This is a genomic window from Belliella filtrata (assembly GCF_022549775.1).
Taxonomy (GTDB): domain Bacteria; phylum Bacteroidota; class Bacteroidia; order Cytophagales; family Cyclobacteriaceae; genus Belliella; species Belliella filtrata.
Window position 1 is genome coordinate 76,204 of sequence record NZ_JAKZGP010000011.1, and the last position, 18,276, is coordinate 94,479.

General features: G+C 36.9%; 16 protein-coding genes and 1 rRNA gene. 13 read left to right on the top strand and 4 right to left on the bottom strand.

Translation table 11 applies throughout. The features are described 5' to 3' along the window. Positions 1–12 precede the first annotated feature (12 nt). The 3 genes from MM239_RS06620 to MM239_RS06630 all read right to left on the bottom strand — a co-directional run bounded on the left by MM239_RS06620 (position 13) and on the right by MM239_RS06630 (position 3,495). Positions 13–1,368: a Gfo/Idh/MocA family protein gene (locus MM239_RS06620; protein ID WP_241347417.1), complete on the bottom strand. Its 1,356-nt coding sequence runs from the start codon at positions 1,366–1,368 to the stop codon at positions 13–15. A gap of 69 nt (positions 1,369–1,437) precedes the next feature. Further along, on the bottom strand, positions 1,438–2,517 hold the full coding sequence (locus tag MM239_RS06625) for an Ldh family oxidoreductase (RefSeq protein WP_241347418.1): 1,080 nt from the start codon (positions 2,515–2,517) through the stop codon (positions 1,438–1,440). A 21-nt stretch (positions 2,518–2,538) separates the two neighbouring features. Next, a complete protein-coding gene (locus MM239_RS06630) occupies positions 2,539–3,495 on the bottom strand; it encodes a Ppx/GppA phosphatase family protein (RefSeq protein WP_241347419.1) in 957 nt (318 codons plus the stop codon). Positions 3,496–3,679: 184 nt separating this feature from the next. Between MM239_RS06630 and MM239_RS06635 the strand changes: the two genes are divergently transcribed. From MM239_RS06635 to MM239_RS06665, 7 genes are all read left to right on the top strand, one after another. Next, the gene (locus MM239_RS06635) at positions 3,680–5,263 is read left to right on the top strand and encodes an acyl-CoA carboxylase subunit beta (RefSeq protein WP_241347420.1); all 1,584 of its coding nucleotides are present in this window, start codon (positions 3,680–3,682) and stop codon (positions 5,261–5,263) included. 50 nt (positions 5,264–5,313) lie between these two features. Next, positions 5,314–6,381, top strand: a complete 1,068-nt coding sequence (locus MM239_RS06640; RefSeq protein WP_241347421.1) for a M20/M25/M40 family metallo-hydrolase — start codon at positions 5,314–5,316, stop codon at positions 6,379–6,381. A 277-nt stretch (positions 6,382–6,658) separates the two neighbouring features. Then, the gene (locus MM239_RS06645) at positions 6,659–7,429 is read left to right on the top strand and encodes a helical backbone metal receptor (protein ID WP_241347422.1); all 771 of its coding nucleotides are present in this window, start codon (positions 6,659–6,661) and stop codon (positions 7,427–7,429) included. An 8-nt stretch (positions 7,430–7,437) separates the two neighbouring features. Then, the gene (locus MM239_RS06650) at positions 7,438–8,085 is read left to right on the top strand and encodes a hypothetical protein (protein WP_241347423.1); all 648 of its coding nucleotides are present in this window, start codon (positions 7,438–7,440) and stop codon (positions 8,083–8,085) included. Positions 8,086–8,305: 220 nt separating this feature from the next. Then, positions 8,306–9,634, top strand: a complete 1,329-nt coding sequence (locus MM239_RS06655; protein ID WP_241347433.1) for a M16 family metallopeptidase — start codon at positions 8,306–8,308, stop codon at positions 9,632–9,634. 24 nt (positions 9,635–9,658) lie between these two features. Next, the gene (locus MM239_RS06660) at positions 9,659–11,701 is read left to right on the top strand and encodes a M16 family metallopeptidase (RefSeq protein ID WP_241347424.1); all 2,043 of its coding nucleotides are present in this window, start codon (positions 9,659–9,661) and stop codon (positions 11,699–11,701) included. Positions 11,702–11,762: 61 nt separating this feature from the next. Next, a complete protein-coding gene (locus MM239_RS06665) occupies positions 11,763–12,506 on the top strand; it encodes an outer membrane lipoprotein-sorting protein (RefSeq protein ID WP_241347425.1) in 744 nt (247 codons plus the stop codon). Positions 12,507–12,542: 36 nt separating this feature from the next. On the opposite strand, the gene MM239_RS06670 is transcribed toward MM239_RS06665, so the two are convergent. Next, positions 12,543–14,186 (bottom strand): M61 family metallopeptidase, encoded by a 1,644-nt coding sequence (locus MM239_RS06670; protein ID WP_241347426.1) that lies wholly within the window; start codon positions 14,184–14,186, stop codon positions 12,543–12,545. 140 nt (positions 14,187–14,326) lie between these two features. Here MM239_RS06670 and rpmH point away from each other — a divergent pair, with 140 nt between their 5' ends. From rpmH to MM239_RS06700, 6 genes are all read left to right on the top strand, one after another. Continuing rightward, positions 14,327–14,485, top strand: a complete 159-nt coding sequence (gene rpmH, locus MM239_RS06675) for a 50S ribosomal protein L34 (RefSeq protein WP_076503142.1) — start codon at positions 14,327–14,329, stop codon at positions 14,483–14,485. Between the two features lie 42 nt (positions 14,486–14,527). After that, a complete protein-coding gene (gene rnpA, locus MM239_RS06680; RefSeq protein WP_241347427.1) occupies positions 14,528–14,908 on the top strand; it encodes a ribonuclease P protein component in 381 nt (126 codons plus the stop codon). A gap of 12 nt (positions 14,909–14,920) precedes the next feature. After that, positions 14,921–16,582, top strand: a complete 1,662-nt coding sequence (locus MM239_RS06685; RefSeq protein ID WP_241347428.1) for a S41 family peptidase — start codon at positions 14,921–14,923, stop codon at positions 16,580–16,582. A gap of 8 nt (positions 16,583–16,590) precedes the next feature. After that, complete coding sequence (gene tsaB / locus MM239_RS06690) at positions 16,591–17,280, top strand: tRNA (adenosine(37)-N6)-threonylcarbamoyltransferase complex dimerization subunit type 1 TsaB (RefSeq protein WP_241347429.1); 690 nt, start codon at positions 16,591–16,593, stop codon at positions 17,278–17,280. Beyond that, positions 17,277–17,783 (top strand): DUF2480 family protein, encoded by a 507-nt coding sequence (locus MM239_RS06695; RefSeq protein WP_241347430.1) that lies wholly within the window; start codon positions 17,277–17,279, stop codon positions 17,781–17,783. The genes tsaB and MM239_RS06695 overlap by 4 nt, the downstream gene beginning before the upstream one ends. 396 nt (positions 17,784–18,179) lie before the next feature. After that, positions 18,180–18,276, top strand: a 16S ribosomal RNA gene (locus MM239_RS06700); the annotation flags it as partial.

The window sequence follows — 18,276 nt, forward strand, 5'->3', positions numbered from 1 at the left end:
GTCAGGGGGAAATCAAGAAAAGGGATGCTTCCACGGAGACCTGTATGGCCTTTTGAGTAAATCAGTCGCTTCTTTATCATTTGGAATTGTTTTGGAATTTGGGTCATAAGATAGGGGTCTTCCTAACTCCATACTGATATTAGCTAATATGCAACTTGCAGTAGAGATGTGACTTTCTTCGACATTTGCTACTGGTGATTTACCGCTTTCTATAGCTTTCAGAAGATCTTTCATATGTCTCCTTGTGGCAGGTACTGCATGTAGCTCTATTTTTTCTTCTTTCGTATCTTCAGGGAATTCTTCTTTTTCATATTTAGCCTCCCAATGAACAGGTTCTGATTTGTCATTTGGGAAAAAATCTGCCTTTTGAGGACTTCCTGCCAAGTAACCGTTTTCACCAAATATTTTGAAAGCCCAGGGGTATTCAGGGTCCACAGGATTTCCCCATGTTCTATGTTGCCATACTACATTGAATTCAGGGAACTCAAAAATGGCTGTTTGTGTATCGGCTATATTTGATTTGCCTTCTTTTTGAACCAATATACCTCCAGTGGCAGCTATTTTTAAAGGCCAACCTAAGCCTAGCATCCACCTGACACAATCTAACATGTGCACACACATATCTCCAGTGATTCCATTGCCATATTCCATGAATGTTCTCCACCACCTCTGGTGCGGTAAGCCATCATACTCGCGAAGCGGTGCTGGACCAGTCCAAAGCTCATAGTCGAAGAAATCTGGTACAGATTCAATAGATGGATTACCATTTGCACGCATATGGTAATAACAACAAATCTCTACATGGCCAATTTTCCCTAGTACACCTTTGTCTATGATTTGTTCCTTCGCATTAATTAAATGTGGAGTGCTTCTCCTTTGCAGACCTACTTGAACTATTTTTTGATGTTTTTTTGCAGAAGCTACTACAGCTTCTCCTTCCAGTACATCCACTGAAATGGGCTTTTGTAGGTATACATGAGAGCCTGCTTGGATAGCTGCGATGGCTTGAAGTGCGTGCCAGTGATCTGGTGTGCCAATCACTGTAATGTCTAAATCATGAGATTCTAATAGAGACCTGTAATCTTTGTAAAGTTTAGGTTTACTTTTGGATGACCGTTTTGCTAGAAGGTTTTTTGTTTCCTCCAAATGGTTTTCATCAACGTCGCAAAGTGCAACGACTTCCACATTAGCGACTTGTAAAAGTCTCCATAAGTCCATTTTTCCATACCATCCACAACCTATTAAAGCTACTTTTAAGGTGTCTGGATTTGCAATAGATTTAAACGAACCCAAGCTTAAACTTGCTAATGCTAACGCAGCTGATGATTTCTTTAAAAAGTTTCTTCTGGATTGTTTTGGGTGTGACATGTTTATCTTTTGTGTGGTTTGAGATTCTCAAGTTAACAAAAGATAAACACTAAATAGTAAAGAGTAAGGTCAATTGTCGAGTTTTATTCCAAATTTTTCGCCTAATTCCATTAAATCATCTTCCACAGCTTTGATCAATGGAATGCCTGATACCTTTCTTTCAGCCTCAAGTTCTCTTTCTGGATCACCTGGGATCAATACTTTATCAAAGCCAGGAGCTGGTTCTGCTTTTCTAAACCTGGTAATCCAGTTGTCCATATGAGCCTTAAACTCTTCAGCTGGCCTAAAGGCATCTACTCGCATGGCTCCAAAAAAGTGACCTAAACCTTCCCCAACTGGGTTGGGATCTGGTTCCAAGAATGCAACAAATGGTGGAGCCCATGGGCCATAATTTGCGCCTGATAGGACGGCTGATAATATATCTACAATCGAACCTAGTATGTAGCCTTTGTGAGAACCGTGTTCTCTGTCACCACCAAGAGGAAGTAAAGATCCTCCTTTTTTTACACCATTGGCATCAGTAGTGGGGGTTCCGGTGGCATCTTGGACCCAGCCAAGTGGAGCATCGAGGTCTTTTCGCTGAAGAATTTCGAGTTTACCATTTGCAGCTGTTGTCGTTGCCATATCAGCTACAAACGGTGGTTGCTCACTTGCTGGAATTGCTACAGAAATGGGGTTCGTTCCTAGCATTCTTTCCTTAGAAAATGTGGGGCTCACTAAAGGGCTAGCATTGGTTAATGATATCCCTATCATATCTTGATCCAAAGCCATCATGGCATGATACCCTGCAATGCCGTAATGATTTGAATTCTTTACACTTACCCAGCCTGTACCTACATTTTTTGCTTTTTCTATAGCTACTTGCATGGCATATGGAGCCACCACTAGCCCTAAGCCACTGTCACCATCTACTACAGCTGTACTTGGCGTTTCATAAGTAACTTTTAAATTTGGTTTAGGGTTGATTCGACCTTTTTCCCAAAGTCTAATATATCCAGATAGCCTAGCTACTCCATGGGAATCCACACCTCTTAAATCAGCCGATAACAAAACCTTTGAAGCTGTTTCAGCATCAGTCTCTGGGCATCCTATTTTTAAAAGTAAATCTTTCGTGAATTTATAAAGTGCTTCGTAGCTATAGTTATTCATTTTTCTTCTAATATGATTGGGTTAATTTGTAACAGCGCCTGCAAGAGAATCAACTTTTACCAACCTGGAAATAGCACCTTCCTTGAGCGCAAAACTTGAACAAATCAAGTGGTCTCCTGAAATATATTGTAAGATAAATGTTATAAGACAGGTTGCCACTACTATCATATCCACTCGCATTGGAATCATACCGGGGATTTGAAGCCTTTCAGATTTTTCAAGTGAAATAAGTTGGTGAGCGAGTGCTTCAAAGCCAGTTCTTGGTAAAAAGAAAGCTAGCTCTGGGACTCTCTTCTTGGCATGTGTACTTTCATAATACATGTCACTTAAGGTGTCAAAAGTTCCAGAAGCTCCAACTATTTTGGTTGGTTGATAAAGCTCGATCGCATTGATCAGGGGTTTGAGTTTTTCATCTAAAAAGCTGTTTAGTTTCACTACTTCTGAATCCAAAATAGGATCATGATAATGAAAAAGATCTAAAAGTCTTTGCCCTCCTATTTCAAAACTTTGTTTCCAGAATGCTTCCTTATTGTTTCCAATGATAAATTCCACGGATCCTCCCCCAATATCCATCATCAAATGAGTAGATTCGTCAAGTGCTCCACTGAATCTTATACCTTCATAGATCAGTTGAGCTTCTTCATCACCATCAATCACATGTACATCTATTCCAAACTTTGATTTGATTTCAGAGACAAAAACTAGTCCATTGTCAGCATTCCTTACTGCACTGGTTGCAAAAGCAAAGACTTCTGTAATTCCTTCACCATCAATCAAGTTTTTGAAATGCCCCAAAGTATGAAAAGCTCTTTTGCTTGCATCATTCGTAATAGTGTTTTTACTAATACCACCTTGCCCGATTTTTACAGGTATTTTTTCCTTGTATATAGTCGTAAAATTTTCTGCATTCAACTCAACCAATAACAAATGAAATGTATTGGTACCCATGTCAATGATAGCAGCTTTCCTGTTAGTCATAAGCGCCTCTGTTAAAGTTGTGCGAATATAGAGGATTTATTTAAATTCATGCCAGACACTTTCTACCAAGTGTATTATCAATTCTTTAAGTCCCCTTTATCTTTCTATATATGATAAAAAACTTTTGCGCTTTACTTGCAGCATGTATATTTGAAGAAGCCAAATTAACTTTAGATTAAATAATATGGAAAATAAGACACTGGGAATCTATACCCTTCCAAGCAACAAGGAAAAAATCGAACTTTTAAAAAATAAAAATCAAGAAGCACTTGAAGGTGGAGGTAAAGAAAGGGTCTCATCGCAACATAAAAAAGGCAAGTTGACGGCTAGAGAACGGATTCACCTTCTCATGGATGAAGGGACATTTCAAGAAATTGATAAGTTCGTCATGCATAGAGCAAAAGACTTTGGGTTAGATAAAGAGCATTACTTGGGGGATGGGGTTGTAACAGGGTATGGAGAGATCAATGGACGTCTTACCTATGTTTATTCCCAAGATTTTACTGTTTTTGGAGGGTCTTTATCTGAAACTCATGCAGAGAAAATCTGCAAAATAATGGATATGGCTATGAAAAACGGTGCTCCAGTCATTGGACTGAATGATTCAGGTGGTGCCCGGATTCAGGAAGGTGTTGTTTCCTTAGGTGGCTATGCAGATATTTTTTACAGGAATACTTTAGCATCAGGTGTGATCCCTCAATTATCTGCAATCATGGGGCCTTGTGCTGGAGGTGCTGTCTACTCTCCTGCTATCACAGATTTTATATTGATGGTAGAGAATTCATCTTATATGTTTGTGACAGGTCCAAATGTAGTAAAGACTGTAACGCAAGAGACAGTGACAGCGGAAGAGCTTGGAGGTGCAAGCACCCATAGTACTAAGAGTGGAGTTACCCATTTTTCATGTGCTAATGAGCTAGATTGTATTAATCATCTTAAGTCATTACTTAGTTACATTCCACAAAACTGTGAGGATGAAGCTCCTGTATATCCCTATGAGCTAAAGGAAGATGAGTCAAGAAAAGTCTTGGATGAATTGATTCCTGAAAACCCCAATCAGCCTTACGATATTCGTGATGTGGTTAATGGCATTGTGGATGAAGAATCATTTTTAGAAGTTCATAAGGATTATGCTGATAATATAGTTGTTGGGTTTGCTAGACTGGCAGGTAGGAGTATAGGAATTGTCGGTAATCAGCCTCAGTCGATGGCAGGTGTGTTGGATAACAATGCATCAACCAAGGCAGCTAGATTTGTAAGGTTTTGTGATTCTTTCAATGTGCCTTTGCTTGTTTTAGTTGATGTACCTGGCTTTTTGCCAGGTACTGATCAAGAGTGGAATGGTATAATTACCAATGGGGCCAAATTGCTATACGCATTTTCGGAAGCGACTGTGCCAAGGGTGACAGTCATTACAAGAAAGGCTTATGGAGGTGCATATGATGTGATGAACTCAAAGCATATTGGTGCAGATTTGAATTTTGCATGGCCTACAGCGGAGATTGCCGTGATGGGAGCAAAAGGTGCTGCTGAAATTATTTTTAAAAGAGAAATTGCAGAATCAGAGGATCCAGAGGCTAAATTGCAGGAGAAAATTGATGATTATACAGCCAAATTCGCAAATCCTTACAGAGCGGCTCATAGAGGTTTTGTAGATGAAGTAATCATTCCTTCAGAAACTCGAGAGAAACTTATTAGAGGATACAAAATGCTAGAGAATAAGGTAGACAAATTGCCAAGGAAAAAGCATGGGAACATTCCTTTGTAAAAAGGTGATCAATAACAGGCAACAAAGGAAGATATTTTAAAATTGGAATCATGAGTCAATCAAATAATTTTATTTACAAATACCTTAATACAGCGAGTCCGACCGGTTTTGAGGCCTCAGGTCAACAGATTTGGCTGGACTATATCAAACCATTCGTTGATACTTATTTTACTGATAATTATGGGTCAGTGGTAGGAGTTGTAAATCCAGAAGCGACTTTCAAGGTGGTTATTGAAGCGCATGCAGATGAAATCAGCTGGTTTGTTCACTACATTACACCTGAAGGATATATTTATGTTCGCCGAAATGGTGGCTCTGACCACATGATTGCTCCTTCGATGCGGGTGAATATCCATACTTCTGACAAAGTTGTTCCAGGGGTATTTGGCTGGCCAGCAATCCATGTTAGGAAAAATGGAAAAGATGATGCGCCTACTTTGGATAATATTTTCATAGACGTAGGAGCTCGAACCAAAGAAGAAGTGGATCAATTGGGCATACATGTGGGATGTGTTATTACTTTTCAAGATGAGTTAACTGAGCTGAATGGTAAATTTTACAGTGGTAGAGCTTTAGATAATAGAATTGGGGGGTATATGATAGCAGAAGTGGCAAAGAGACTTCATGAAGAAGGTAGAAAATTACCTTTTGGATTATATATCGTCAATGCAGTACAAGAGGAAATAGGGCTAAGAGGGGCTGGAATGATTGCAGCGAGGATCAAACCAAATGTTGCCATTATCACTGATGTGTGCCATGATACTACTGCGCCAATGTATAATAAAATCACTTCAGGTGAACAGGTCGCTGGCAAGGGGCCTGTGCTGACTTATGGTGCCTCTGTACACAAAAAGTTGCTAGACTTAATTATAGCGTCAGCCAAAAAAAGAAAAATTGATTTTCAAAGAGCTGCAGCATCAAGGGTGACTGGCACCGATACGGATGCGTTTGCTTATTCAAATGAAGGAGTGCCTTCTGCTCTTATTTCCCTGCCTTTGAAGTATATGCACACCACCGTGGAAACGGCAAGTAAGGATGATATAGAGCAGGTGATACAATTGATTAAAGCATTTCTTGAAGATTTCGATCCTAATTATGATTTCAGGTATGTTGTTTAAAGAGCCTAGTTATTCGCATAAATAAAATACGAATCTACCCTCATTAAGGTCTGTGGGTACATAGACCTTAATTTTGTATTTGATACTATAGACTCATAATAGTTTTTGCATAGATTTTAGACCATAAGCTTAAACTATCTGGATGCAGTAGAATTGTGATAGATGATTGTAATTCAATCATTAGGATATTAGTTAAACTTAGTGATTTCGAAATGAACCTTCAAATCCATTTCGCATTCAACAGTTCTTAATTATTACAATTTTAATTTTAAGAAAAATGCCAACCTTTATCGACCAGCTCCACAGAATAATAGATATAAAATCTAATCCCCAAAGGATTGTTTCTTTAGTTCCTTCGCAAACAGAGCTTTTGGTGGATTTGGGCTTAGGAGATAGAATTGTAGGAGTTACTAAGTTTTGTATACATCCCAAAGGTTTTAAAAAGGATAAACAGATCATAGGAGGTACTAAGAATTTTCATTTTGATAAAATAGATGCACTGAAGCCTGATTTGATTATAGGTAACAAAGAAGAAAATTATCGAGAAGGGATAGAAGAATTGTCGGGAAAGTACCCAGTTTGGATGAGTGATATTTTTAAACTTTCAGATGCTTGCGAGATGATTAGAGGGATAGGGGAAATTACCTCGACATTGGATAAAGCAACCTTAATCGCAGATGCAATAGTTAGTCAATTTAATGAACCTTTGCCAAAATTAGGTTCAGCAGTTTACCTGATATGGAATGATCCTATCATGTGTGCGGGTTCTAATACTTTTATAGATCAAATGCTTGATTTTGCAGGTTTCGATAATCTTATCAATGCTGAAAGATACCCTTCAGTAAGCGTTGATAATCTTCAAACCTTAAACCCACAATACCTTTTGTTGAGTTCTGAACCATACCCTTTCAAAGAAAGGCATATTGAATATTTCAAAAAAATATTATCTAAGACTAAAATAATTTTGGTAGATGGAGAACCTTTTTCATGGTATGGGAGTAAATTACTAGGATCAATGACTTATTTTAAGTCCCTGCACAATAATTAAAGTTGCCTATGAAATTGGCTAATCTTTTAAGCATGTTGACGATTTTGACTAGTTGTTTTTTATGGGTTGCATGTAGCAAGCCAGTGCAGCAGTTTGTAAGGGATGCAAGGATTAATGAAATGAGAATGCCGCTGGATAGAAATGAAATTATTCTAGTTACAATTCCCTCAGGTTTTTCTCAGATAGATTATAATACTTTCTTGGAAATATTACCGAGAGAACTGAGGTCAAAAGGCTTTCGAGAGGTGTGGGATACTGATTTTCATGAGCTTGAGTTAAAATCTGTGGGAATTCATGATTTTTCAACAAATAGAAACCTAGAGAAACTTTCCGATGAGCTTGGAGTTAGGTATTTGCTTGATGTGGAAGTTTTGGACAAAAGGCATTTAAGAGTAAGTAGACTTGGGGCTACAATGCGGTATAATGAAACCGTTCAGAACAGCCCATTTGTTGGACCTATCGGGCCTTTAGATAATTTGAATTATTGGCTTATTACCAGGTATAGATTATATGATCTTAGTGAAAAGTTAATGATGGTAGATTTGACGCTTCAAACCTCGCATTTGGAAAATAATACAGTAGGTCAAAAGTCTTTAATAAAAGACATAAATAAGGTTTTTGAATTCATATACAATGATGGGAATTTGAAAAAATGAATGACCGATTTAGGACATAATTGAACATTGAACGTCCGAAAATGATCATTAATGAATTCAAAATGTAAGGGTATATTGTAGTAGTGATAATTTATTACATTGATAAATAATTATTAAATGTGTGTTTTATTTGTCTTTGATAATTATCTTGCCAACACTATTTTAAACTGCATAATTTTTGAAACTTTAATCAATTGTTAAAATTTAAATAAATAACATGATGAGGAAAACTACCCTATCTATTTTGCTGGGCTTATTAATTACATGCTCAGTTTTTGCACAAAACAAGATAGAATTCAAGGAATTCAAACTTGACAACGGGCTGCATGTCATATTGCATCAAGATCAAACAACCCCAATAGTCGCAACTACGGTTTTATACCATGTAGGTTCAAAGAACGAAGATCCTGAAAGAACTGGCTTTGCTCACTTTTTTGAGCACTTGATGTTCGAGGGATCAGAATATATCCCAAGAGGTAAGTTTTTTGAGATAGTCGAATCAGCAGGTGGTACTTTGAATGCTGGTACGAATCAAGATTACACTGTCTATTATGAAATCCTTCCTTCAAATAAATTAGAACTGTCGCTTTATCTGGAGTCAGAAAGAATGCTTCATGCAAAAGTAGATCAGACTGGTGTTGATACGCAAAGAGAAGTGATCAAGCAAGAGATGAAACAGGTGATGGATGAGCAGCCTTATGGGTCTTTTCAAAGAGAGATTCCTGTAAGACTATATCCAAATCACCCATACAATTGGCCAATTATTGGCTCGGCTGAGCATTTAGACAATGCAAAACTTGAGGAGTTTATGGAGTTCTATGACATGTATTATGTTCCAAACAACGCAACATTATCAATCGCTGGAGATATAGACTATGCAGAAACTGAAGCACTGATAAGAAAGTATTTTTCCGATATCCCCGCTGGGAAAAAGGAGTTTAAAAGACCAAATATTGAAATTGAAAAGCTCTCAACTCAGCTAGAAGACATTGTGTATGATAATATTCAGCTTCCAGCGATTTTTCAGGGCTATTTGATGCCAAAGAAGAATCACCCTGATACCTATGCATTGAGTTTGTTAAGTACTTATTTGCTTTCTGGAAAAAGTTCAATAATGTATAGAGAGTTGGTTGATCAGCAGCAGAAAGCTGTACAAGCTGTCGCTTTTCCAAATGACCTTGAAGATGGAGGAATGTTTTTGGTATTAGCAATTGCCAATATGGGTGTGGATGTAGATGAGCTGAATGCTTCAATCGATGAAGTTTTAGAATCAGTGAAATCAAACGGGATTGCAGAAAAAGATCTTCAAAAACTGATCAATATCAAAGAAACTCAGCTTGTAAATGGTTTTGGGTCAGTGGCCAGTATCGCACAGTCGCTAGCTCAAGGTCATGTCTTTTATGGAAGTGCTGACTATGTAAATACACAACTTGACAAGTACAGGGAAGTGACAGCTGCAGACATCAAAAGGGTGGCTAACGAATACTTGAATAAGGAGAGTCGAGTGGTGTTGAAATATTTGCCAAAACCTAGTGATGCAACTGAATAAGTTTTGAAATTAACTTGAATAGAAATGAGAAAACTATATATAATATTACTTTTAGTATCACTGTCATTTGTAGCAAATGCACAGTTGGATAGATCAAAAATGCCAGAGGCAGGTCCAGCTCCAGAAATTAGATTCGGTGATGCTGAATCATTTACCTTAACAAATGGATTGAAAGTATTTGTGATTCAGAATTCCAAGTTGCCTAGAGTGACCTATTCTTTGATATTGGATAGGGATCCTATTTTGGAAGGAGATAAGTCAGGAATGTTAGGATTTGTTGGAGATATGATGACGGCAGGCACAAAAAATAGGTCAAAAGATCAATTCAATGAAGAAGTTGATTTTCTTGGTGCTAGAGTCTCTGCTTCATCAACTTCAATCTCTGCTTCTACCTTGACTAAACATCAAGAAAAGGTGTTGGAGCTAATGGCTGATGTTCTTTTCAACCCAGTTTTCCCAGAAGATGAACTGCAAAAGTTGAAAACTCAAGCCAAATCAGGGATTGCTGCGGCAAAATCTGATCCATCTACAATTTCCTCTATTTTGACAAGTAAGTTAGTTTATGGAACAGATCACCCTTACGGAGAAAATGAAACTGAAGAAACCATCGATAATATCACAGTATCGGATATAAAGACCTACTATGACACCTATTACAGGCCAAACATTGCTTATTTGGCTATAGTAGGAGATGTTACTTTGGACCAAGCAAAAAAGCTGGTTGAGAAGCATTTTTCCAAATGGGAGAATAAGGATGTTCCAAAGCATGAGTATAAGAAGCCTCAAGTCCCTGAGAAAAATATGGTAGCACTAGTAGATAGACCCTCTGCACAGCAGTCTGTGGTAGAACTAACCTACCCGATTGAAAACCACTTGCCTTCACCTGATTATTTGGCAAGTCAAGTTGCAGGATATATATTAGGTGGGGGAGGTTCATCGAGGTTATTTATGAACCTTAGAGAAGATAAAGGCTACACCTATGGAGCATATGCTAGAATAGGCTCAAATAGTCTGGTTGCGAGCTTTACAGCTAATGCGAGCGTGAGAGGTACGGCGACAGATTCTGCTGTACATGAAATGATCCATGAAATCAGAAACATGAAAGATAATGGTGTCACGCAAGAAGAGTTGGATGCAGCTAAAGCCAACTTGAGTGGTTCATTTGGTAGGTCGCTTGAAAGTCCCGCTACAATAGCAAATTTCGCGATAAATATCGAGAGGTATGGCTTGGCCAAGGATTACTATGCAACCTATCTTCAGAGGTTGAATGCTTTGACTGTAGAAGATGTGAATGCTGCTGCCAAGAAGTTTTTGAAACCAGAGAATATGTACATTACAGTTGTCGGCAATGGGTCGGTAGTATCTGAGGGAATGATGGCATATGGAGAAATTAATAGATTTAATACCGTAGGAGATCCGGAGAGAGTAATTGCTATGGATGCTGATATGACAGCAGAAAAGGTACTGGAGAAGTACTTTCAGGCCTTAGGTGGTATAGATAAAGTGAAAGCGGTGAAAACAGCTATTATTGAAGCCAATGCAGAAGTACAAGGAATGAAGTTGGGAATGAACTTCTACCATGACGAAAATAAAGAGGCTTTCTCAAATAAAGTGTTGATGGGCGGGAATGTAATGTCAAATACGATCATAAAGGATGGTAAGGCATCAGTAGTGGCGATGGGGCAAACTCAGCAACTTCCTGAAGAGCAATATGAAGAGGCTAAGCTTTCCATGTATATATTTCCAGAATTGCATTTTGAATCTTTGGGATATTCCCTAAAACTTGACGGAATAAAAGAAGTAGAAGGAAAGAACGCTTATAAGCTAGTTGTTACTGCATCTTCTGGAAGCTCATCAGACTTCTTTTTTGGTGTAGATAGCGGATTGAAGTTAAAAATGGAAAGTCCTACTTCTGGAGAAGTTCTTTACAGTGAATATAAAGAAGTAGATGGTGTCAAATACCCAATGTTGATGACTATCAGTAATCCAATGATTCCAGTTCCTTTGGAAGCCAAAGTTGAAAATGTTGCTTTTAATGTTTCTATCGAGGACAATCAGTTTAATTAACTAAAATCATTTGGCAATATTAAGGTAAAGCTAATCAAATGATGACTAAACAATACAAATTATGAAAACCAAAATTCTTTTAATGTCAGCAGCTATTATGGCTGGCTCCACTTTTGTAAGTCCTGGATTTGCATTAGAAAATACGCTTGATCAAAAAATTAAGGCTGAAATAAAAGCTAATTTGATAGAGCCAGATGAAGTGATTGCCAAATATGTTGAGGCCGTTGGTGGATTGGACAAAGTTTCAAAAATTAAAACTTCACATGTAGCCATGGAAGCGGATTTTCAAGGGATGAAAATTGAGACGATTTTGTTTGCTGATTCTGATAACTCAAGGTTAAAACAAGAAACTAGAGTAATGGGTGAGGTACAACAAAAAATGATACTTAAGGATGGGAAAGGATTTATGGAGGCTGGTGGTCAGACCCAAGACCTTCCTGAAGAAATGATAGCGATGATCAAAACTCAAACCTATGTGTTTCCTGAGCCTATGTATAAGGAGCTTGGAATTGAACTTTCACTTAGAGGAACAGAAGAAGTCGAAGGAGAAGAGGCAAATGTGCTGATTTTGGCACTACCAAACGGAATGAAAACCGTAGAATATTACTCTACTAAGTCTGGCTTGAAGCTAAAGACTAGCTCAGACGCAGCAGGTGACATGGTTTATTCAGATTATAAGGAAGTAAGTGGTGTACTTTATCCTCATACGATAACTATGACAAGTCCGATGCTACCTGTTCCTTTGGAGACAAAAATTGTCAAAATCGAATTGAATAAAGAGCTCAGTGATGAGGATTTTAATTGATTTTAAATAAAAAAGGGAGGTTTAAACCTCCCTTTTTTATTCAATCCATTTTTCTAATAGCGATGTTCGGGTTTTGAATGTCACCTGGAATGTAGGGAAATGTTTTATGTTTGATTGAGAGAGTTTCAGCGATAATCTTCTTGAATACCTGTCAACTTCCAAAGTGATTTCTCCTTCACTTAATTCCTTAGAAATTATTTTATCATTTATCATGACTGACTGATAAGCTGCTGAATCAGGATGTACTTGAGTTACACATCCTTCTACATGCCGAATTCCATAATCATGCAACAAAAAATTTTCAGGCTCATAGGTTTTTGTCAATTGTATGCCTAGCTTATTACAGCTTTCTATGATCAGAGGTAGGATATCTTCTTTTCCATAAACATAATTTTCAAAAAAAGTTTCTGCTAATTTATGGTTATTCAAAGCTGATGCTATCGTATTTATGAAATCAATCATGCTATAGCCTAAGTTTTTAGCACCATGTTTTTCCCACATGGCAGACATAACATCAGCTAAAGAGCTTTGATTTTGAATAAGCAATATATCCAGACAAAATGCAATTAATGAACCTCTATTGTAAATATTTACTTTTTTGTCAGGAATTCCAGCTTTATACCCATCTAGCCATAGGTCTTTACTAGAGTCCACGATACTTTGACTTTTCCATCCAAATTGGTCAAACTCTCTTTGAATACGTTTTGAAATGGCTTCTTGGAAGTATTCTTCTAAAGTGAAAAACTTGGATTTGAGCAAGTATAGATCTCCCATGTAAGTAGTGATCCCTTCAAGCACAAAACCTGAGTCTAAATAGACTTCTTTGCTTAGATCATATGGGATCATTTCTATAGGCCTTATCCTGCAGACGTTCCAAAAATGATACAATTCATGAGAACTCACACCTATCAAGTCTTCAAAAAGCTTCTTTTCTTTTAAATCCTTATCAGGCCCTATTGTAATTACTGTTGAGAAGCGATGCTCTACGCCATGATAATGTTTATAAGGAAGTAACTGAATAATAAAATGATAGTCTGCTGCTGAGAAGCCTCCAAAGTCTTGAATTTGTCTTTTGGTAAATGCTTCGAAAACTTTGATTAATTCATTTTGATTGAAATAGATCTTCCCATTTAGCCAAACATGAAAAACTGTACCTGCAACTGAATACTCCAAATGTGTCAGGTTGGAACTACCAAGTAAGGGGCTGTCTATGATTTCCTGATAATTTTTTGCTTCCCACGAGTTTTTTCCAATTCTTTTTAGAGAAGAGGCAATATCATAATCAGACGGTAATTCAATGATAATTTCAATAGGTTCATTGTGTCTGTCTTTGATGTCAAAGACACAGTTTGTAAAGTTTATATATAATTGACTGTCGTCAGACCAAGATCCTCCTGCATCCATTTGATTTGCAAAAAACTTATAAGATATTTCATAAACCCCTTTTTCAATTGCTTGAAACTCCCATAGGCTTTTATTCACTTTAGAGGATTTGACGAAATCACCTTGGTGAGTGACTTCAAAGTTTTTTATTTTTGCAGCAAAATCAGCGATTTCATACCTTCCAGGTCTCCAAGCAGCAAGTTGGAGCGATATGATTTCTTTAGCTTTGCAGTGGATCAAAAGCTTAATGTCTATAAATTGGGAAGAAATAGCATGTCTTCTAAATTGATATTGCATATCATAATTTGATTGTTATTCAACAAAAGTAAATCTCTGATTTGTAAATAAAAAAAACCTATCTATCTTTGCAGTCCTTTTTAGGGTGAACCTATCGAGGGATTCAGGTAAGCATACAAAATATTAAATCATAGCGCGTCATGAAAAGAACATTTCAGCCTTCTCGTAGAAAAAGAAGAAATAAGCATGGATTCAGAGAAAGAATGTCTACTGCTAACGGAAGAAGAGTAATCAAGTCTAGAAGAGCAAAAGGAAGACACAAACTTACTGTTTCTTCTGAAAAGACACTTAAGAAGTAATTCATTCCATTGATTTCGTATATTTATACGCAAGCAATGAATATGAAAAAATACGGACTTCCAAAGAATGAAAGATTACATTCTCAAAAGGCTATAAAGGAACTTTTTGATAAAGGTTCCTCTTTTTTTTTATATCCACTAAAAGTTTTATACATTCAGCGTAATATTAGTGAATCTGAAACTATTCAGGTACTTTTTTCCGTTTCAAAGAGAAAGATTAAAAAGGCTGTAAACCGAAACTTGATCAAACGAAGGTTAAAAGAGACTTATAGGCTTAATAAAGGTCTTTTAGAAGCTCAAGCTGATTCAAAAATGCATATTGCATTAATTTATGTTTCATCCGAAATCATTGAGTTTGATAAAATCGAGTCAACGGTCATCAAGGTTCTCACCAAATTGAATGAATTACAACAAGAAAGTTAATCCCATATCACCATGAAGTTTATAAAGGCAAAAATCATCATACCATCTGTAATTGGACTTGTAATAGTTTCTATATTTCTTTCTTTCAACTTGAAGAATGATAAGCTTTTTGCCATTGCTAAAAACTTGGACATTTTTGCTTCTATGGTTAGGGAGTTAGACTCCTATTATGTAGATGAGATTGATCCTGAAGAATTGGTGACAGTCGGGATTAATGCGATGTTAGAAGAGCTAGATCCTTATACAGAGTTTATTCCTGAAGAAAATTCGGATGATTTCAGAATGCTTACTACTGGTGAATATGGCGGTGTGGGTGCATTGATCGGGAATAGGACAGGTAAAAACATGGTTCTTATGCCATATAAGGGTTTTCCTGCTCAATCTGCGGGATTGAGGATTGGAGATGAGTTTCTGAAAGTTGACACTGTTGATGTTAGGGAAAAAGAAACAGCTGATATTTCAAAATTGTTAAAAGGTCCTGCTAATACATCTGTTTTTGTACAAGTCAAAAGGGGAGAAGACACTATTTCAGTAGATTTAGAGAGAAAGAAAATTGTGATCAGTAATGTGCCTTATTATGGAAAACTTGATGATAATACTGGGTATATCAAACTTACAGATTTCACCACCAATGCAGCTGCGGATGTTAGAAAAGCACTAATCGAACTAAAATCTCAAGGAATCAATAGATTAGTTTTAGATGTGAGGGATAATCCTGGAGGGATATTAAAAGAAGCCGTTGAGATTGTTAATTTATTTATTCCTAAGGGAAAAGAGGTTGTGAGTACAAAAGGGAAGTTGGAAAGTGTCAATGTAGTTTATAAAACCACAAAATCACCACTTGATAAAGATATTCCGCTTGTCGTACTTATAAACGAGAGAAGTGCATCTGCATCAGAAATTGTTGCGGGGGCATTGCAAGATTATGATAGAGCAGTACTGGTAGGTAAGAAGACTTTTGGTAAAGGCCTTGTTCAGACTACTGTTCCTTTGTCTTATAATTCTCAAATCAAATTGACAACAGCCAAATATTATATCCCTAGCGGAAGATGTATTCAGGCGATTGACTATAGTAAGAAAGAGGATGATGAAAGGGTTGTTCCAGATTCTTTACGAAATCAATTTACCACTAAGAATGGTAGGGTGGTATTTGATGGTGCTGGTATAGAACCAGATGAAGCAGTAGAAGACAGATCTTATGCTCCGATTACATATAGCTTAGTAGCTCGAAGCTTAATTTTTGATTTTGGTAATCAGTATTTTTTGAAAAATAAAGAGATACCTAGTCCAAGAGAATTCAAAGTTTCAGATGAGACCTACAATGATTTTGTGGCTTGGCTTGAGGGTAAAGAGTATGATTATACCACTTATGTTGAAAAATCTATTGAAGACCTTGAGAAGTATGCTGAAAAGGAAAAGTATTTTGATGAGATAAAGGATCAGATTCAAAATCTCAAAAAGAAAGTAACTCATAGCAAGGAACAAGATTTACAGACATTTAAAGCTGAAATAAAAGAAGCTTTAAAAGATGAATTGATATCAAGGTATTATTATCAGGAGGGAGTGATAGAGGCTTCTCTAAGCGAAGATGATGCAATTAAACAATCTCTTGAAATATTATCCAATACCAGCAAAGTCAACAGTTTATTAAGTGTGAACACGAAGAAGAAGTAATTTTCCTTATGGTTTCCATACTTTCAATAGAGACTGCAACCAATGTTTGTTCAGTTGCGCTGCATCAAGATGGTAGGTTAGTTGGACTATCTGAGCTTTACAAAGATAATGTTCATTCAAAGGTACTGATGGAGATGATCCAAAACCTGCTTCATGCAGCAGCATTATCAATCAAAGACTTGCAGGCCGTGGCCGTTTCAGCTGGACCTGGTAGTTATACAGGTTTAAGAATAGGGACTTCAGTCGCCAAAGGATTGGCCTTCGCAAATGACATACCTTTAATTTCTGTAGACACACTAAAAGCACTGGCTCATCAGTTAGTAGGGCAGGTACATCAAAGCAGTGCAATAGTGAGTATGATAGATGCTAGAAGGATGGAGGTGTATTCTTCGTCCTACTATGGAGATGGATCTCAGATTGATGTTGCAAAACCAGTGATTTTGGATGAAAACTCTTTTAGATCATTGCTTGATAAAGGATTGGTTTATTTTTTAGGCGATGGTGTTCCAAAATTCAAAAATATAATTGATCACCCAAATGCCAATTTTTTTGTAGCAGAGAACTCCAGTAAGTCAATTGGTGTAATTGCTTATGAAAAGTATAAAGATGAGGATTTTGAAGATTTAGCATATTTTGAACCGAACTACTTGAAAGAGTTTAAGGTTATTCAATCTAAGAAAAACCCATTTCTATCATGAGTGAGATAATTAATAGAGTTGCGAACAGTTCATTGGTCACAATTAACTTAGAAGATTTTTACAGAAAAGAAGAGAGGGTTGTTTTTGATATTAAAGATTTCCTTTTTCAAGAATTAGTTTTGAAAGAACTCGACTTTAGGTCAGCTTTGAAGTCTTTAGATTGGGGGACATATTCAAATAAGCTAGTTGCAATTACATGTACAGCTGATGCAATTATTCCTGCATGGGCATTCATGTTGGTCAGTACCTATTTGACAAGTAATAGTGTCGAGCATGTAATTGGTGATTTGTCAGTCTTAGAACAATATTTATTTGAACAAGCTATCTCAAAGATAGACGCCTCCCTTTATAAGGATAAACCAGTTGTAGTAAAAGGTTGTAGTAAATTTCCCGTCCCCTCATATGCCTATGGTCGGCTGCTTACTTTGGTCCAGCCTCATGCAAAATCCATAATGTATGGAGAACCTTGCAGTACTGTACCTTTGTATAAAGCACCAAAGTAATTTATTTAGCTTGTCCACAATAGGTTAACAGAAATGTTTAAAAAAAATGAATAGCTGGTTTGGTAAATTTGGAAATAGCTTCTATGTTTGCAGTCCCAAATGAGGGAAACAATCAAACAAATGGTTAAATGCAGATTGAAATATGAGGTAGTGTTAACGACAAAAAGTTAAAAAAGAAATTAAAGAAAAATATTCTAATAAACTTTTTGGAAGTTAAAAAAAACCTCCCGATATTTGCACTCGCTTTCAGACAAAGGGTTTGAAACAAATCTCAAAAGAGAGAAAGTTCATTGAAGTATTGTAAGACGAAACGACAGGAAATTGTTTATTCAATTTCAAATTAATTATCCAAGAGCAATAGGAAACAGCTACTTACGAGTAGCAAATAGAAACTTTACAATGGAGAGTTTGATCCTGGCTCAGGATGAACGCTAGCGGCAGGCCTAATACATGCAAGTCGAACGGGATTCGGGACTTCGGTTCTGATGAGAGT